At 34.9% G+C, this 16,723-nt stretch carries 20 protein-coding genes; 17 read left to right on the top strand and 3 right to left on the bottom strand.

What is annotated here, in order from left to right; all coding sequences use genetic code 11:
* The first annotated feature begins 8 nt into the window (after positions 1 to 8).
* The 12 genes from ACUN0F_RS12205 (at position 9) to ACUN0F_RS12260 (ending at position 9,761) form a co-directional block, all read left to right on the top strand.
* On the top strand, positions 9 to 1,325 hold the full coding sequence (locus tag ACUN0F_RS12205; RefSeq protein ID WP_000257676.1) for a dihydrolipoamide acetyltransferase family protein: 1,317 nt from the start codon (positions 9 to 11) through the stop codon (positions 1,323 to 1,325).
* A 340-nt stretch (positions 1,326 to 1,665) separates the two neighbouring features.
* Positions 1,666 to 2,844 carry an FtsW/RodA/SpoVE family cell cycle protein gene (locus ACUN0F_RS12210; RefSeq protein WP_000831201.1) on the top strand — a complete coding sequence of 393 codons (1,179 nt, stop codon included), beginning with the start codon at positions 1,666 to 1,668 and terminating at the stop codon, positions 2,842 to 2,844.
* 107 nt (positions 2,845 to 2,951) lie between these two features.
* Positions 2,952 to 3,656, top strand: a complete 705-nt coding sequence (locus ACUN0F_RS12215; protein WP_000550962.1) for a DUF421 domain-containing protein — start codon at positions 2,952 to 2,954, stop codon at positions 3,654 to 3,656.
* Positions 3,657 to 3,725: 69 nt separating this feature from the next.
* Positions 3,726 to 4,190: an NUDIX hydrolase gene (locus ACUN0F_RS12220; RefSeq protein ID WP_002008493.1), complete on the top strand. Its 465-nt coding sequence runs from the start codon at positions 3,726 to 3,728 to the stop codon at positions 4,188 to 4,190.
* Positions 4,191 to 4,311: 121 nt separating this feature from the next.
* The gene (locus tag ACUN0F_RS12225) at positions 4,312 to 4,719 is read left to right on the top strand and encodes a YjdF family protein (protein WP_000424204.1); all 408 of its coding nucleotides are present in this window, start codon (positions 4,312 to 4,314) and stop codon (positions 4,717 to 4,719) included.
* A gap of 143 nt (positions 4,720 to 4,862) precedes the next feature.
* A complete protein-coding gene (locus tag ACUN0F_RS12230; protein ID WP_002008492.1) occupies positions 4,863 to 5,276 on the top strand; it encodes a BrxA/BrxB family bacilliredoxin in 414 nt (137 codons plus the stop codon).
* Positions 5,277 to 5,552: 276 nt separating this feature from the next.
* On the top strand, positions 5,553 to 6,332 hold the full coding sequence (locus tag ACUN0F_RS12235; RefSeq protein WP_445539532.1) for a transporter substrate-binding domain-containing protein: 780 nt from the start codon (positions 5,553 to 5,555) through the stop codon (positions 6,330 to 6,332).
* A gap of 36 nt (positions 6,333 to 6,368) precedes the next feature.
* Positions 6,369 to 7,028, top strand: a complete 660-nt coding sequence (locus tag ACUN0F_RS12240; protein WP_001046922.1) for an amino acid ABC transporter permease — start codon at positions 6,369 to 6,371, stop codon at positions 7,026 to 7,028.
* On the top strand, positions 7,021 to 7,743 hold the full coding sequence (locus ACUN0F_RS12245) for an amino acid ABC transporter ATP-binding protein (protein WP_000590215.1): 723 nt from the start codon (positions 7,021 to 7,023) through the stop codon (positions 7,741 to 7,743). The genes ACUN0F_RS12240 and ACUN0F_RS12245 overlap by 8 nt, the downstream gene beginning before the upstream one ends.
* 100 nt (positions 7,744 to 7,843) lie before the next feature.
* A complete protein-coding gene (locus ACUN0F_RS12250) occupies positions 7,844 to 8,812 on the top strand; it encodes an aromatic acid exporter family protein (RefSeq protein ID WP_000472675.1) in 969 nt (322 codons plus the stop codon).
* A 15-nt stretch (positions 8,813 to 8,827) separates the two neighbouring features.
* Positions 8,828 to 9,388 (top strand): L,D-transpeptidase, encoded by a 561-nt coding sequence (locus ACUN0F_RS12255; RefSeq protein WP_001146549.1) that lies wholly within the window; start codon positions 8,828 to 8,830, stop codon positions 9,386 to 9,388.
* Between the two features lie 133 nt (positions 9,389 to 9,521).
* Positions 9,522 to 9,761, top strand: a complete 240-nt coding sequence (locus ACUN0F_RS12260) for a DUF3894 domain-containing protein (protein WP_000281162.1) — start codon at positions 9,522 to 9,524, stop codon at positions 9,759 to 9,761.
* A gap of 77 nt (positions 9,762 to 9,838) precedes the next feature.
* Here ACUN0F_RS12260 and prli42 read toward each other — a convergent pair whose 3' ends face one another.
* Positions 9,839 to 9,931 (bottom strand): stressosome-associated protein Prli42, encoded by a 93-nt coding sequence (gene prli42, locus ACUN0F_RS12265; protein WP_000549038.1) that lies wholly within the window; start codon positions 9,929 to 9,931, stop codon positions 9,839 to 9,841.
* Between the two features lie 190 nt (positions 9,932 to 10,121).
* On the opposite strand from prli42, the gene ACUN0F_RS12270 reads away from it, so the two are divergent.
* Positions 10,122 to 10,667, top strand: coding sequence for a GNAT family N-acetyltransferase (locus tag ACUN0F_RS12270; protein ID WP_002008488.1), 546 nt, complete (start codon positions 10,122 to 10,124; stop codon positions 10,665 to 10,667).
* A gap of 127 nt (positions 10,668 to 10,794) precedes the next feature.
* On the top strand, positions 10,795 to 11,913 hold the full coding sequence (locus tag ACUN0F_RS12275; RefSeq protein ID WP_327973402.1) for a tripeptidase T: 1,119 nt from the start codon (positions 10,795 to 10,797) through the stop codon (positions 11,911 to 11,913).
* A 44-nt stretch (positions 11,914 to 11,957) separates the two neighbouring features.
* Here the strand turns inward: ACUN0F_RS12275 and ACUN0F_RS12280 are convergent, their stop codons facing one another.
* A complete protein-coding gene (locus tag ACUN0F_RS12280; protein ID WP_071743122.1) occupies positions 11,958 to 12,158 on the bottom strand; it encodes a hypothetical protein in 201 nt (66 codons plus the stop codon).
* 144 nt (positions 12,159 to 12,302) lie between these two features.
* Here ACUN0F_RS12280 and ACUN0F_RS12285 point away from each other — a divergent pair, with 144 nt between their 5' ends.
* Complete coding sequence (locus ACUN0F_RS12285; protein ID WP_060488322.1) at positions 12,303 to 13,541, top strand: DNA polymerase IV; 1,239 nt, start codon at positions 12,303 to 12,305, stop codon at positions 13,539 to 13,541.
* A gap of 259 nt (positions 13,542 to 13,800) precedes the next feature.
* Here ACUN0F_RS12285 and ACUN0F_RS12290 read toward each other — a convergent pair whose 3' ends face one another.
* Positions 13,801 to 14,052, bottom strand: coding sequence for a DUF3932 family protein (locus tag ACUN0F_RS12290; protein ID WP_000656497.1), 252 nt, complete (start codon positions 14,050 to 14,052; stop codon positions 13,801 to 13,803).
* A gap of 189 nt (positions 14,053 to 14,241) precedes the next feature.
* Between ACUN0F_RS12290 and rnz the strand changes: the two genes are divergently transcribed.
* Together rnz and sdaAB are read left to right on the top strand one after the other, a co-directional pair.
* Positions 14,242 to 15,165: a ribonuclease Z gene (gene rnz / locus ACUN0F_RS12295; protein WP_000397451.1), complete on the top strand. Its 924-nt coding sequence runs from the start codon at positions 14,242 to 14,244 to the stop codon at positions 15,163 to 15,165.
* Positions 15,166 to 16,062: 897 nt separating this feature from the next.
* Positions 16,063 to 16,722, top strand: coding sequence for an L-serine ammonia-lyase, iron-sulfur-dependent subunit beta (gene sdaAB, locus ACUN0F_RS12300; protein ID WP_000877443.1), 660 nt, complete (start codon positions 16,063 to 16,065; stop codon positions 16,720 to 16,722).
* The last annotated feature ends 1 nt before the right edge of the window (position 16,723 follow it).

Here is a 16,723-nt window from a genome sequence, read left to right on the forward strand (position 1 = left end):
GACTATACATGGCTGTAGAAAATATCACAATGCCTCAGCTCGGGGAGAGCGTTACAGAGGGTACAATTAGTAAATGGCTCGTTAATGTTGGCGATCACGTAAACAAGTATGATCCGCTTGCAGAAGTAATGACTGATAAAGTAAATGCTGAAGTACCATCTTCTTTCACTGGTATTGTGAAAGAATTAATTGCTGGTGAAGGTGAGACGTTAGCTGTAGGTGAAGTAGTTTGTGTTATTCAAGTAGAAGGCGCAGATGAAGTAGCAGCGACAGCTGTTGAGGAAAAAACAAAAGAAGAACCAAAGGCAGAAGTAGCTACGCCTGAAAAAGCACCGAAAGCAAAACAACCAACTGATGGAAAACCACGTTTTTCACCAGCTGTTTTAAAACTTGCAGGTGAGCATAATGTTGATTTAGATTTAGTAGAAGGTACGGGAGCAAATGGCCGTATCACTCGTAAAGATATTTTAAAGCTAGTGGAATCTGGAAATATTCCGCAAGCAGGTGCGAAGAAAGAGGAAGCGGTAGCAGCAGTAGTAGAAGCGCGTCCAGAAGCACCAAAAGCAGCGCCAGTAGCACAAAAAGTAGAAGCTGCTAAACCAGTTTCTGTACCAACAATGCCTGGCGATATCGAAATTCCAGTAACAGGTGTGCGTAAAGCAATTGCAGCGAACATGTTACGTAGTAAACACGAAGCGCCACATGCTTGGATGATGATTGAAGTAGATGTGACAAACCTTGTGTCATACCGTAATTCAATTAAAGGTGATTTCAAAAAGCGCGAAGGTTTTAATTTAACGTTCTTTGCTTTCTTCGTAAAAGCAGTAGCGCAAGCGTTAAAAGAGTATCCTCAAATCAATTCAATGTGGGCTGGCGATAAGATCGTTCAGAAGAAAGATATTAACCTTTCTATCGCTGTTGCAACAGAGGACGAACTATTTGTACCAGTAATTAAACACGCGGATGAGAAGACGATTAAAGGTATCGCTCGTGAAATTACAGAGCTTGCAGGAAAAGTACGTACGAAATCGTTAAAAGCGGACGAAATGCAAGGTGGAACATTTACAATTAATAACACAGGATCATTTGGTTCTGTTCAATCTATGGGTATTATTAATTACCCTCAAGCAGCTATTTTACAAGTTGAATCAATTGTAAAACGCCCAGTAATTATGGATAACGGTATGTTCGGTGCTCGTGACATGGTTAACTTATGTTTATCACTTGATCACCGTGTACTAGATGGCTTAATTTGTGGTAAGTTCTTAGGACGTGTAAAAGAAATTTTAGAAAATACGTCAGAAAATAATACATCTGTATATTAATAAAAAGCTCGCTTATGCGAGCTTTTTATCATCTTATTTCTTCATCTACAACCTACTATATGTATAATATCTTTCCCAGTAATCTTACAATGAACGATTATGTATTAGGAATTTATGAAAATACATTGCTGATATATGGTATATGGATATAAAATAAGAAAAGAATAATTTTTTTGGCAAATCTTACTGACGAAACTGTAGTATAATATATTGTATTGTATGAAAAAGAGAGTTATTCTATATAAGTGTTTTATAGATAATGTGTAATCAGTCGTCAAAACATGAAGAATGTTGACTCCTGGTTTTTTATTTTGCTGTAACAATGTTTCAGGAGGATGTCATGAAAAGAAGTACCGAGTTTCTAAAAAGTTTAGATGTAAAATTAATATTAATTTTGTTAGCATTATGTGTTACGAGTATAGCTGCTATATATAGCAGTCAGCAAACTGGCCAGTATGGAGAGGCAAACTTTGCGATGAAACAGGGTTTGAACTACATAATTGGAGTTGTATTGTTATTGCTTGTTGCAAGCATCGACTTAGATCAATTACAAAAATTGTCTTGGCCACTTTATATCGTCGGATTTGGTTCACTTATTCTTTTGAAAATACTACCGGTTTCCACTTTCACACCTGAAAAATTAGGTGCAAAAAGATGGTTTGTATTTCCGTTAGTTGGACAAATTCAACCATCTGAGTTTTTCAAAATTTCATTGCTTCTCGTAGTAGCAAGTATAGCAGTGAAACATAATGCACAGTATATGGCAAGGACATTCCAAACGGATTTACAATTAGTAGGTAAAATTGTGTTAGTATCCCTTCCGCCTATGGCTGTTGTATATAGCCAACCGGATACAGGGATGGTGTTCTTATATGCTGCTGCAATTGCATGTATTTTATTTATGTCAGGTATTCAGAAGAAATTGATAGCGTTATGTACAGTTATTCCAGTCACCATATTATCTGCGTTAATATTTATTTACGTAAGGTATGAGGATTTCTTCTTTAATAAGTTAGTTACGTTACTAAAACCTCACCAACAATCACGTATTTTAGGTTGGTTAGATCCATTTGAACATACAGATCAAGGTTATCAAACACAGCAATCGATTTTAGCTGTAGGTAGTGGCGGTATGGAAGGGAAAGGGTTTGGCGAAGGAAACGTCTATATCCCTGAGAAGCATACTGACTTTATTTTTGCTACAATTGCCGAAGAAGGTGGATTTATCGTAGCAGCGTTAGTTGTATTCTTATTCCTATTACTACTATATCGAACAATTATTATCGGTTATTCTGCTGATAATTTATTCGGTACATTATTATGTGCTGGATCAATTGGGATATTAACAGTTCAAATATTCCAAAACATCGGTATGATCGTTGGATTAATGCCTGTAAAAGGGATTGCATTACCGTTCTTATCATATGGAGGAAGTTCCTTGTTCTCGAATATGATTATGATGGGTCTCATATTATCCGTACGAAAAACGTATAAAAAGTATATGTTTTCCGTCAAGTAAGAAAAGCTGATTCGTTTAAAAACGAATCAGCTTTTTTACATATATGCTCTTAAACGTTGCAAACTAAAACAAAGTAGCAGTTTGAGACGGGTAGGGAGTGCAAAGTGATGCATATGCATATTTTTGAAGGGGCACGGCATCTTTCTAATAGTGAATGGGTTATTCGGGCTATCATAGCATACATATTTTTAATATTAGTTGCGAAAGCGATGGGGCAAAGGTCCATCGCGCAACTTCGTTTTTTAGATGTTGTATTAGTGTTATTGCTTGGTGGGAATATTTCTAACGCATTATCTGATGAAAAAGTGGGATTACTCGGCTCGATGATTACAACGTTCATACTCGTTGTACTTCACATTATAAGTTCAGTCTTAATGTTGAAATGGGATAGATGGAGACGCTTTTTAGAGCCAGCACCTATTATTCTTATACACAATGGTTCCATTGATTTTAGCAATTTGAAAAAAGCGAGAATTACGGTGGAATATTTATTTTCGGAACTTCGCATGCGAAATGTGAGTGATATTCAAACGATTAAATTAGCATTATGGGAAGCGAATGGTGTTGTTTCTATATTTCGGTATCCAGAATATGAAGCAGTTTCACGGCTTGATCTGAAAGTGGCAGGAAAAAAATCTCAAGTTTCTTTTATATTAGTAAAGGATGGGAGCATTCAGCAAGATGTTCTTGCTTTATTAGGAAAAACAGAAGAGTGGGCGAGAGAATTTCTAGAGAAGAGTACAGAAGTCGAATCCATTATGTTAGCTACAGTAGATGAAGCTCATAAAATAAATATTTTGTTAAAAAAATGAAAAATATACGCATTTTGTCGTTTCATACATATGATACAATAGTGTGGACAACGAAAAAGGAGGGATACGATGGGATATGTAGAGGAGTTACGAAAAGTAGTTGGTCATCGCCCTTTAATTTTAGTTGGTGCTGTTGTACTCGTTATAAATGAACATGGATATGTATTATTACAGCAAAGAACAGAGCCTTACGGAAAATGGGGATTGCCTGGCGGATTAATGGAGCTTGGCGAATCACCAAAAGAAACAGCTTGCCGTGAAGTATATGAAGAGACAGGAATAGAAGTGAAGAACTTGCGATTAATTAATGTATTTTCTGGAGCGAACTATTTTACAAAACTAGCAAATGGTGATGAATTTCAATCTGTAACGACAGCTTATTATACAGAAGAATATGAAGGGGAGTTTGTTATGAACAAAGAAGAAGCGGTTCAGCTTACATTCTTCCCACTAACAGAACTACCTGATTATATTGTAGGATCGCATAAAAAAATGATTGATGAATATATGAAGATTATGGAAAAAAAGATATAATAATAGTGAAAGAAATACAAAAACACAGCTCTGGTTGGTAGTCCAGACGCATAATTTTATGTCAGTAACCTTCCCCTCCGGGATGTCCCGTATTTCTAATTTTTTTAAGGAGGGGCTGTCAATGGAGTTGACAGTATATCACGATGGTCAATTTTTCGTAGGAATTATTACGCATAAAGAAAAAGGAAAATTGTATGGAGCAAGGTATATTTTTGGAATGGAACCTTCAGATGAAGAAGTACTTATATTTGTGAATGGTCCAATGTTAGCGTATTTCCAGCATGTTGCAAAATGTGGTGTGGAAGTGGAAGAAAAACAGCGTCCAAAAAATATAAAACGTATCATACGACAAGCGGCAAAAGAAGTAAATGTAAAACGTTTTACTAAGGCACAAGAAGCGATTAGTTTATCTTATGAATTGTATAAACAAGAAAAGAAAGTGCAGTCTAAAGAGAAGCGAGAAGCTGAAAAACAAAGAAGACGTTTAATTAAAGCACAAAAAGCAAAGCAAAAGCATCGTGGCCATTAAAAAAAGGTGTTAGAGCAAGAGCTCTAACACCTTTTCTATACCCAAATACAAGTAAACTTACTTGTATTTCATAAACATTAACTGGTAAGATACAAATAGATAGTTTTAGAGGAGGGAAAAGATTGATTAATTTTAACTTTTTTATGAATGATGTTGTCCGCCAAGCACGTGAAGAGATTGTCTCTGCTGGATATACAGAATTGACGACGCCGGAAGCAGTAGAAGAAGCGTTTAAAAGAAATGGAACAACACTTGTAATGGTAAACTCTGTATGTGGTTGTGCAGGTGGTATTGCTCGTCCTGCTGCTGCGCATTCCGTGCATTATGATAAACGTCCTAACCATCTTGTAACGGTGTTTGCAGGTCAAGATAAAGAAGCAACAGCAACAGCTCGTGAATATTTCGAAGGATATCCACCTTCTTCTCCATCATTCGCTTTATTAAAAGATGGAAAAATTGTAACGATGGTAGAACGTCATGAAATTGAAGGTCATGAACCAATGCAAGTTATTGCAAAACTACAATCTTATTTCGAAGAGAATTGTGAAGAACTATAAATATAAGCGAAAAGGCGGTACGTCCACAATGAAGTGGATGTACCGCCTTTTTTTATTTAGTATTAAAATTTATGGGACATGCATGGTTTTGTTGTTTTATACATTATTTTATACATTATTTTATACATTATTTTATACATTATAAATGGCATTAATATTGTTATTTTATTTATTTTTATTTTATATATTGCATAAAAATAAAAGTGCTGATACAATACAAACATCGAATAAATATTCTATTAAACTTTTAAATATACATTATTAGGGGGAAGAAAGATGAAGAAGTTATTATCAATATCGTTTGCACTTATTTTAATTGTAAGTATGTTCAGTGCTTGTAGTAATGGGGAAGAAAAGGCTACTGGAAAAAATAAGAAAGTACTGGTTATGGGGACTTCAGCAGATTATAAACCATATGAATACGTAGAAGCCTCAAAAAGTGATGAAATTATCGGCTTTGATGTTGATGTTGCTAAATATATCGGAAAAGAACTTGGTTATGAAGTGAAAGTGAAAGATATGGATTTTGGTGGTTTATTAGCATCCCTTAGCTCAGGAAAAGTTGATTTCGTAATGGCAGGTATGACGCCAACGTCAGAGCGTAAAAATAATGTTGATTTCACAGATATATATTTTGTTGCGAAAAACATGGTCGTTTCTAAAAAGGATTCTAATATTCAATCTGTAGAGGATTTAAAAGGGAAAAAAGTAGGGGTACAAACAGGATCTATCCAAGAAGAGAAAGCAGCAGAATTTAAAAAACAAGTAGATTTCAAAGTTGAGGGACGTGACCGTATACCAGAAATCGTACAAGAAATTAAAGCTGGTCGTTTTGACGCTGCAATTATAGAAGACACAGTTGCTAAAAATTATTTAGAAAAAATGAAAGAATTACAAGGAATTGAAATTAAAGAAGCACCAGAAGAAGTAGGAGCAGCAATTGCCCTTCCGAAAAACAGTGATAAAACAGCAGAATTTAATAAAGTAATTAAAAAAATGCAAGAAAATGGAGAAATGGATAAATTAGTGAAGAAATGGTTTGGCAGCGAGAAGTAAGCTGCCTTTCACTTTTCTGTGAGGGGAATGAAAAGAATGAACTTAGATTTTTCGGCGATTACGCCTTCGATACCATATATACTAAAAGGCCTAGAAGTTACTTTGAAAATTGTAGCAGTATCAGCGTTAGTTGGGTTTATTTTAGGAACGTTATTAGCACTTTGCAAAATTGCTAGAATACGAGCATTAAATATAGCGGCAGATTTTTATACATCAATTTTCCGTGGTACACCACTTGTATTGCAATTAATGATTATTTATTTCGGTGTCCCGCAAATAATTGGTTATGAAATACCAGCATTCGTAGCAGCTGTATTAGCATTTAGCTTAAATTCAGGTGCATATATGTCAGAGGTAATTCGTGCCGGCATTCAAGCGGTTGATAAAGGACAAACAGAAGCAGCGATGGCTTTAGGGATTCCTTACGGGAAAATGATGCGAAATATCATTTTCCCTCAAGCATTAAAAAATATATTACCAGCGCTTGTGAACGAGTTTGCGACACTTACGAAAGAATCGGCTGTAGTAACAGTAATAGGAGCGACCGATTTAATGCGCCGTGCTTACATTGTAGGCGGTGAGACGTTTAAATATCTTGAACCATTACTTTTTGTTGGACTAATTTATTATATGCTAGTCATTATTCTTACATTAGTCGGGAAGGCAATTGAAGGGAGAATGAAGAAAAGTGATTAAAATTGAAAACCTTCATAAATCATTTGGAAAAAACGAAGTATTAAAAGGGATTACAACAACGATTGAAAAAGGGGAAGTAGTAGCAATTATTGGACCGTCTGGATCAGGGAAATCAACATTTTTACGTTGTATGAATGTGCTAGAAGCACCGACAAATGGTCACATTTGGATTGGAACGGAAGAAGTAACGAATCCGAAAACGAATATTATGCACGTTCGTGAAAATGTCGGAATGGTATTTCAGCATTTTCACCTATTTCCTCATATGACTGTATTAGAAAATATTACGTATGCTCCTATCAATGTAAAAGGAGTAACGAAACAAGAAGCTGACAAGAAAGCCGAGAAACTTTTAGAAAAGGTCGGTTTATTAAATAAAAAAGATACGTATCCCAATCGTCTTTCTGGAGGACAAAAGCAACGTGTAGCAATTGCGAGAGCGTTAGCGATGGAACCAGAAGTTATGTTATTTGATGAACCAACATCAGCACTAGATCCAGAGATGGTAAAAGAAGTGTTAGAAGTTATGAAATCATTAGTTACGACAGGAATGACAATGGTGATTGTTACACATGAAATGGGATTTGCAAAAGAAGTAGCAGATCGTGTTCTCTTTTTAGATGGTGGAAAGCTTGTAGAAGATAGTGCGCCAGCAGAATTTTTTGTAGCACCGAAAAGTGAACGTGCGCAACAATTTTTACAAAAAATATTGTAATATGTAAAGGTTGCGTGAATAATAAGAAGAAAAGGATGACATTGTGTCATCCTTTTTTTATACTAACTGTAAATACGTTTATACATATAGGAGCAGTGCTATGTTCAAAATTGGATACCGTACAGTAAAAACAGCAATAGGGACAGGCGCAGCAGTTTTTATTGCGCAGTTATTAGGATTAGAATTTTATAGTTCAGCGGGCATTTTAGTTATATTATGTGTACAAAATACGAAACGTAAATCACTTCAAGTGTCGTTACATCGTTTTTTAGCTTGTGTATTATCAATGGTATTCGCTTTTTGTATTTTTGAAACAATTGGATATACACCACTTGCAATTAGTATATTATTACTTACATTTATTCCGACTGCAGTTATGCTTAAAATTCAAGAAGGTATTGTCACAAGTTCAGTTATTGTGATGCATCTATATTCATTGAAACAAATTACATGGCTTATTGTTGGGAATGAAATTGCGATATTAACGATAGGAATTAGCGTGGCTTTATTAGTGAATATGTATATGCCAAGTAGTGAAAATAAGTTAAAAGAGTATCAGGATACAATAGAAAGTAATTTTAAAACAATTTTGTTTGAAATGGTCGTGTATTTACGAAACAGAGAAAGTAGCTGGAGCGGGGCAGAACTTATTGAAACTGAAAATATGCTAAATGAAGCAAGGGATTTATCGTTTAAGAAACTTGAGAATGCATTTATGCGAGAAGATGGCTATTATTATCGTTATTTTAATATGCGCATGCAACAATTCGAAATTTTAGAACGGATGATACCATTAGCAGCTTCTTTATCATGGACATATGAACAAGCTGATATGATTGCGGATGTGGTTGAAAACATTGGAAATGCTATTAGCCCTGAGAGTACTGGGGTTATTTCCTTAAGACAGCTTCAAGAAATGAGAGAATTATTTAGAGACATGCCATTGCCCGTTACACGTGAAGAATTTGAGATACGTGCGAAGCTTGTTCAACTTGTGTATGAAATGGAACAATATTTACTCATTAAAAGCCGTTTTAAGGGAAAGGATAATATAAAAGAACTTATATAGAAGGTAGGAATTATTATGCCGTATCTTCTCTCTTTCATATTATGTCTTTCTTTATCGCCTATTTGGCCTCTTGGTGACAATCCACGTGCTGGAGATCCTTTTATTATTGTAAATAAAGCGACGAATAAACTAGCTTATATTGACGATGGAAAGATTCAAAAGGTTTTTCCAGTAGCGACAGGGAAAACAAATGAATTAACTCCAGAGGGAACTTTTGATGTTGTAATGAAAGCAAAGGATCCGTATTATATTGCGAAGGATATTCCAGGTGGGTCACCGAAAAATCCACTTGGGTCAAGGTGGATTGGATTTAATGCAAGAGGAACTGATGGAAGTAAATATGGAATACATGGAACAAACCAACCTAGTTCAATTGGAAAGTATATTTCACAAGGATGTATAAGAATGAAGAAAAACGATGTGGAATATTTATTTGACCGCATTCCAATTGGAACGAAAGTATGGATTGTGAAGTCGAAAAAATCATTTCAGCAATTGGCAAAACAAAAAGGAGCCATTGCATATGAAAAAGCCAACGAAAAGGTTGGCTTTTTCTACTGTAATAAGTTGTCTTGACATGTGTACATAACCATGAGTTAATGAGAGTATAGAAAGATAAAGTGAAACTTTAATCAGTGGGATGTTCTTTACCCGCGGATTATCAGCCCTCACCAATCGGGATAAAAAATTAGATAAAGGGGTTGCTCATATGTACTTGAATCCAAAAATTTCGTATATGCAATTTTTTATGGGATTTCTATTTGTTATTACATTCATATTGGCAACTTTTAATATATGTTCTTATCTTGTAGCAATTGTATGTATGGCATTACTCAATCTTACATTTGTTATTGGAGCATTTCAGCAGAAACAATATACAAGTTTTATAACAGCACTTGTAATGTCATTTTCCTTTAGTATTGTAGCGATTGTGCTTTATATAAAATAAACCATCTCGATATCGAGATGGTTTATTTTATTATGTTATGTGTAAAAAGTAAAAAAAGGACGAATACATCGTCCTTTTTACCAAAACATACTTGCGCCAGCAAGTAATGTTGTTACAAGCATAGAAATTAGCATTACATAAATCATAACTTTTTGAGCTTTTTTATGCATCGTTAAACCTCCTTGCAAATCAGTACAATATCATTGTAACGAGAAATGATATTGTGGACAAGGGGAGAGAAGTGACAAAATTCGAGAAGTGCATGTAAAGTATAACAGGAAATTTGTATGTATGTAGAGAATATATAATTAATGATAGAGTATAAGTTTTTTGTTATGCAAGCTGAAGAATGGAGATACGATGATGAAAATATATGAAACAAATCGTTTACATTTAAGGGAAATTGATGAGTCGTATGCTGAAAAAGTTCTTCAATATTACGACAGGAATCGTGAATTTTTAAAAGCTTGGGAAGAGTATAGACCGGATGATTTTTTTACGTTAGATTATCAGAAGAAAAAGTTACAAAAGGATAGAAAAGAGTTTGCAGAAGGTAAAATCATCAGGCTTTGGATTTTTAAAAAGGGTGATGATACGAAAATAATTGGATGTATTTCATTTAATTTAATTGTTCGCGGAATTTATCAATCTTGTGTACTCGGCTATAAATTAGATAAGGCAGAGTTAAACAAAGGTTATACGACAGAAGCGCTTAGAAAAGCGATTCAAGTTGCTTTTGAGGAATTTCAGTTACATCGTATAGAAGCACCGATTATGCCACGAAATTTAGCATCTATACAAGTCGTGACGAAGATAGGATTTCAATATGAGGGCGTGTCTAGGAAAATGTTAATGGTAAATGGAGTATGGGAAGATCATATGCGCTGGGTATTGTTAAATGAGTAATAGAAAGCAGATGGTTATCTAGACATATAAACCGTCTGTTTTTTGTCTTGTATTTCGAAACTTTTGCGAAATTCTGTTATAATTAATAGTGTTACATACATAATGGTAGTGCAGGAGGCGCAGTCTTATGATTAATCAAGAACGTTTAGTAAATGAATTTATGGAATTAGTACAAGTAGATTCTGAAACGAAATTTGAAGCAGAAATTTGCAAAGTATTAACAAAGAAGTTTACAGATTTAGGTGTAGAAGTATTTGAAGATGACACAATGGCTGTTACTGGGCATGGTGCAGGTAATTTAATTTGTACATTACCAGCAACAAAAGATGGCGTTGATACAATTTACTTTACTTCTCATATGGATACAGTAGTTCCTGGTAATGGAATTAAGCCTTCTATTAAAGATGGATATATCGTATCAGATGGTACTACGATTTTAGGTGCGGATGATAAAGCAGGATTAGCATCCATGTTCGAAGCAATCCGTGTTTTAAAAGAGAAAAATATCCCTCATGGTACAATTGAATTTATTATTACAGTTGGAGAAGAATCTGGTCTTGTTGGTGCAAAAGCATTAGATCGTGAGCGCATTACAGCGAAATACGGTTATGCATTAGATAGCGATGGAAAAGTTGGTGAAATCGTTGTTGCAGCTCCAACACAAGCGAAAGTGAATGCGATTATTCGTGGGAAAACAGCTCATGCTGGTGTAGCACCAGAAAAAGGTGTATCTGCAATTACTATCGCAGCGAGAGCAATTGCGAAGATGCCACTTGGTCGTATTGATTCTGAAACAACTGCAAATATTGGACGTTTTGAAGGTGGTACACAAACAAATATCGTTTGCGATCATGTACAAATCTTTGCAGAAGCGCGTTCTTTAATCAATGAAAAAATGGAAGCACAAGTTGCAAAAATGAAAGAAGCATTTGAAACAACTGCAAAAGAAATGGGTGGTCATGCAGACGTTGAAGTAAACGTTATGTACCCAGGATTTAAATTCGCTGAGGGCGATCACGTTGTAGAAGTTGCAAAACGTGCAGCTGAAAAAATTGGTCGTACACCTTCTCTTCACCAAAGTGGTGGCGGAAGTGATGCAAATGTAATTGCAGGACACGGTATTCCAACAGTTAACTTAGCGGTTGGTTATGAAGAAATTCATACAACAAACGAAAAGATTCCTGTTGAAGAATTAGCAAAAACAGCAGAATTAGTTATAGCAATTATTGAAGAAGTAGCGAAGTAATGTAATAGAAAAAGCGTGTAAATCACAATTGATTTACACGCTTTTTATTTTGATTCGATTACTTTTACAAGCCGGATCAGCCAATACAAGAAAATCCATGGCAATATATAAGTTGTTGCTATATGTACTAGACGAGGGAAGAATCCAAATGTATTAAAGTTGAAAATAGGAAGTAGTAAATAATTAATGGCTATGATTAATATAATCACAAGGAACGTATAGTTGAGTTTATTAGTTGACTTCATCACAATCACCCCTTTTTACAATTATATCTATTTTATGTAAATTATATCGAATATATAAAGGGAAAAGAACAAGTAATTATTATAACTATTATGCAAAATTTGATATAATGAAAGAACGAACGTTCTGATTAGGGAGTGAGTACTATGCGAGAAATGTATCCGAAAAATGGTCGTGTTATTTTGCATGTAGATATGAATTGTTTTTTCGCATCTGTTGAAATTGCTCATGACCCATCATTACAAGGGAAGCCGTTAGCAGTTGCTGGAAATGAAAAAGAAAGAAAAGGAATTATTATAACATGTAGTTATGAGGCAAGAGACTATGGAATACGTACAACGATGCCTCTTTGGGAAGCAAAAAGGTTATGCCCGCAATTAGTTGTAATGCGTCCTAATTTTACATTATATCGTGAAGCTTCATTTCAAATGTTTCAAATTCTTTCCCGTTTTACGGAAAAAATACAACCAGTCTCTATAGACGAGGGGTATTTAGATATTACAGATTGCTACGCACTCGGTTCACCTCTTGAAATAGCAAAGATGATTCAGCAGGCGTTATTAACAGAGTTACAGCTTCCGTGTAGCATCGGAATTGCTCCTAACCTTTTCCTAGCAAAAACAGCTTCTGATATGAAAAAGCCTCTCGGTATTACCGTGCTTCGAAAACGAGATATTCCAGAAATGATTTGGCCACTTCCAGTTGAAGCGATGCATGGAATTGGAGAAAAAACAGCTGAAAAATTAAATGATATTCATATACAAACAATTGAGCAGTTAGCAAAAGGAAACGAACATATCATTCGCGCTAAAATTGGAAAGCATGGCGTTGATTTACAACAGCGGGCAAAAGGTATGGATAATAGGGAAGTTGACCCGAGTCAAATGGGACAACATAAAAGTGTCGGTAATTCGATGACTTTTTCAAAGGATATGGATGAAGAGAAAGAATTACTTGATATGTTAGAACGGCTATCAAAATCAGTGAGTAAAAGATTACAAAAGCGAACTCTTGTCAGCTATAATATTCAAATTATGATTAAATATCATGATAGGCGGACAGTAACGCGGAGTAAGCAATTGAAAAATGCGATTTGGGAAGAACGAGATATTTTTCAGGCAGCATCTCGTTTATGGAAGCAACATTGGGACGGTGATTCCGTTCGTTTACTAGGTGTTACAGCTACTGAAATAGAGTGGAAGACAGAATCGGTGAAACAATTAGATTTGTTTTCATTTGAAGAAGATGCGAAAGAAGAGCCGCTACTTGCTGTCATCGATCAAATTAATGATAAGTATGGAATGCCAATTTTACAACGAGGTAGTCAATTATTACGTAAGCAAGAAAAGTCTTTTCAGCAAAAATTAGAAAATAAGTTTATGTAGAAGGTGTCATGACGTAGTAAATATCATGACACCTTTTATTTTTACAATTAACTATGAAATTTTTTACTGTAAAGTTTTTATAGAAAATAAATTGTTTCTTTTGCACTACAAGCAAAGGAATTATTAAATAAATTAAGTGAAAGGATAAATTTAGATGAGTTTGATAGAAGTATGTATAAAGATCTTGGGGCGGAATATGACGATTTGCTAAATAAGTATAAATAAAAAAGCACTGTAACCAGTGCTTTTTTATGATAGATTAAGAGATTGTAACATTTTCAAAAATAACAATTTCTGAACTGTTTGTTGTTGAAACGCGTTGTGCGTAATATGTTAAAGCTGAAGAAATATATGTTGGTAATGAATCATTTGTATGTGTTGTTGTATATTCATGGATTAATTCTTTCAAAGTCGTCCATTCTAATTGTGCTGGGTGATCAGACACGAAAGAACTTACCCAGCGATCAAATGAAGATGAAAAATCAGTTTGTAAACGAAATGCTTCTTTCATAATAAAACGCTCCCTTAAAATGTAGTATAATCATTTTAACATAAAACACGAACGATTACTAAGTTTTTTGAGTATAACGTTCGTGATATATAGTTGTCTAGATGATTGGTTATGTAAATTCGATTTGCCATTTGAAATAACATTCCGTAAGATGAAAGGTAGATTATATAAAGAGCTGGAGGAAAGAAAGTGGAATTTGTATTTTTAGGAACTGGTGCAGGTGTTCCTTCGAAAGGAAGGAACGTTTCGGCAATTGCTTTGCAATTGTTAGAAGAACGAGGACAGACTTGGTTATTTGATTGTGGCGAGGCGACGCAACATCAAATATTACATACATCAGTACGCCCACGCCGCATTGAAAAAATATTTATTACGCATTTACATGGTGATCATATTTTTGGCTTGCCTGGTTTATTAGGAAGCCGTTCATTTCAAGGAGGGACTACACCTTTAACAGTGTATGGACCAAAAGGAATTAAACAATTTATTGAAGTGGCATTATCAGTAAGTACGACACATGTAAAATATCCACTTGAAATTGTGGAGATAACAGAAGAAGGTACTGTATTTGAAGATAATGAATTTCACGTGGAAACGAAAAGATTGTCACATGGTATTGAATGTTTTGGGTATCGTATTGTAGAGAAAGATATACAAGGTGCTCTTTTAGTCGATAAATTGCTGGAGATGGGTGTGAAACCTGGCCCGCTCTTTAAACGTTTAAAAGATGGAGAAGTAGTTGAATTAGAAAATGGTACGATACTAAATGGAAAAGACTTTATTGGTCCACCTCAAAAAGGAAGAATTATTACCATTTTAGGTGATACAAGATATTGTGAAGCGAGTAGAGAGCTGGCACAAGACGCTGACGTACTTGTTCATGAAGCCACTTTTGCTGCAGAAGATGAACAACAAGCGTATGATTATTTTCATTCTACATCTAAGCAAGCTGCGAGTATTGCACTTCAGGCAAATGCAAAAAGATTAATATTGACTCATATTAGTTCTCGTTATCAAGGAGATACATATAAGGAATTATGGAAAGAGGCAAGAGAGCTATTTTCTAATACTGAAATAGCTACGGATTTGAAATCATTTCCAGTAGATAGATAATAATGGTGTGAAAAAATGGTGACGAATGGTTGCCATTTTTTTATTTCTAAAAAAAATTTAAAATAAAACTGTTATCATTTTATGTTTATATTGGATGAAACAGAAAGTTTTAATGATGTGAAGAGATAGGATAAAAATACATAGTACCGATTGTTTAGAAAAACTGTTATATAAGTCAGACGACATACGAGTGGTACAAATAGCAAAAATGTATCGTTATTCAGAACTTTTAAAATTTATTAAAAGTAAGCGTTTTATTAAAAACAAGCTATAATGAGGGCAGATTATAATTTATTGTAGGCTACATGCGTTTTAGCCATTTGTCGTAACAAGTGGAGTTGACTAAATCGTGAGAGGGAAACATGAGAATTATAAATAAGAAGGATATTACTATTATTTGTACTAAGTCTTTTTTCACTTTTTAGCTTTAAAGCACTAAAAGGTATGAAAGCAATGGGAGTTTCACTTGTTTATCCGACATTAACGGGCAGTAAAACTCCCACCTCAAAATTCGGCTGGGGCAAAGAAGTTAGGTGGGAGTCGGGCTGCCCGTAAACGTCCGATTGGTTCAACTAATAATCAGTGGGGAATGAACAAAACCCCCACTGATTATAGGTTCACTTTATGCTATGCTTGTAAGGGGTTCTGTGTTAAACTTTGGATTGCCACCAGACTTTATTCTGGATTAGCTTATATTATTTTTAAATGAAGGTAATGCTAAGTTTCTTATTTATTATCATAACTGGTATTATTTCAGGATATATTGTTTCACTGTTATTCAAAAACTATCCAATTCGTATAGCGTAACAAATTCGTCGTACAACTGGAAAAGCAACCGATTCGGTAGCTTAATAGAATAGTAAAAAATTTTTGCATAGAGGTTTAGGGGGAGTTATGATGAAGTATCGCTCAGTATTTGATATTATTGGTCCAGTTATGATTGGTCCATCAAGTTCACATACAGCAGGCGCAGCAAGAATGGGGCAAGTTGCTCGCCAGCTGTTTCGTCATGAACCAGAAAGAGTAAGCATTTCATTATATGGATCATTTGCAAAGACGTATCGAGGGCATGGTACGGATGTAGCATTGATCGGTGGAATATTAGGGTTTGAAACAGATGACTTACGTATTCCAGAGGCGCTAGACATAGCAAAAGAGCGCAACATCGAAGTAGAATTCATTGAAGAAGATGCAAATGCACCTCACCCAAATACAGCGAGAATTCGTTTGTATAAAGGTGAAGAAGAAATTGAAGTTGTTGCTTGCTCAATTGGTGGCGGTAAAATTGAAGTTGTAGAATTAAACGGATTCGATCTTCAATTAACAGGCACGAGTCCAGCACTACTTATTGTAAATAACGATCGCTTCGGTGCTATTGCAGCAGTAGCTTCAATCCTTGCGAAACATGAAATTAACATTAGTACAATGAGTGTTTCTCGTAAAGAAAAAGGAAGAAGAGCGCTTATGGTTATCGAAACAGATGAATTATTAGCAGATGAAGTGATTGAAGAAATAAACGCGCAACAAAATATTTGTCAAGTAACTATTATGGAATAAT

This window comes from Bacillus sp. 1A, from assembly GCF_052682215.1.

Coding starts and splice junctions, on each gene's coding strand:
- ACUN0F_RS12205 (WP_000257676.1), top strand. CDS start 9: ATGGCTGTAGAAAATATCACAATGCCTCAGCTCGGGGAGAGCGTTACA.
- ACUN0F_RS12210 (WP_000831201.1), top strand. CDS start 1,666: ATGAAAAGAAGTACCGAGTTTCTAAAAAGTTTAGATGTAAAATTAATA.
- ACUN0F_RS12215 (WP_000550962.1), top strand. CDS start 2,952: ATGCATATGCATATTTTTGAAGGGGCACGGCATCTTTCTAATAGTGAA.
- ACUN0F_RS12220 (WP_002008493.1), top strand. CDS start 3,726: ATGGGATATGTAGAGGAGTTACGAAAAGTAGTTGGTCATCGCCCTTTA.
- ACUN0F_RS12225 (WP_000424204.1), top strand. CDS start 4,312: ATGGAGTTGACAGTATATCACGATGGTCAATTTTTCGTAGGAATTATT.
- ACUN0F_RS12230 (WP_002008492.1), top strand. CDS start 4,863: ATGAATGATGTTGTCCGCCAAGCACGTGAAGAGATTGTCTCTGCTGGA.
- ACUN0F_RS12235 (WP_445539532.1), top strand. CDS start 5,553: ATGAAGAAGTTATTATCAATATCGTTTGCACTTATTTTAATTGTAAGT.
- ACUN0F_RS12240 (WP_001046922.1), top strand. CDS start 6,369: ATGAACTTAGATTTTTCGGCGATTACGCCTTCGATACCATATATACTA.
- ACUN0F_RS12250 (WP_000472675.1), top strand. CDS start 7,844: ATGTTCAAAATTGGATACCGTACAGTAAAAACAGCAATAGGGACAGGC.
- ACUN0F_RS12255 (WP_001146549.1), top strand. CDS start 8,828: ATGCCGTATCTTCTCTCTTTCATATTATGTCTTTCTTTATCGCCTATT.
- ACUN0F_RS12260 (WP_000281162.1), top strand. CDS start 9,522: ATGTACTTGAATCCAAAAATTTCGTATATGCAATTTTTTATGGGATTT.
- prli42 (WP_000549038.1), bottom strand. CDS start 9,931: ATGCATAAAAAAGCTCAAAAAGTTATGATTTATGTAATGCTAATTTCT.
- ACUN0F_RS12270 (WP_002008488.1), top strand. CDS start 10,122: ATGATGAAAATATATGAAACAAATCGTTTACATTTAAGGGAAATTGAT.
- ACUN0F_RS12275 (WP_327973402.1), top strand. CDS start 10,795: ATGATTAATCAAGAACGTTTAGTAAATGAATTTATGGAATTAGTACAA.
- ACUN0F_RS12280 (WP_071743122.1), bottom strand. CDS start 12,158: ATGAAGTCAACTAATAAACTCAACTATACGTTCCTTGTGATTATATTA.
- ACUN0F_RS12285 (WP_060488322.1), top strand. CDS start 12,303: ATGCGAGAAATGTATCCGAAAAATGGTCGTGTTATTTTGCATGTAGAT.
- ACUN0F_RS12290 (WP_000656497.1), bottom strand. CDS start 14,052: ATGAAAGAAGCATTTCGTTTACAAACTGATTTTTCATCTTCATTTGAT.
- sdaAB (WP_000877443.1), top strand. CDS start 16,063: ATGAAGTATCGCTCAGTATTTGATATTATTGGTCCAGTTATGATTGGT.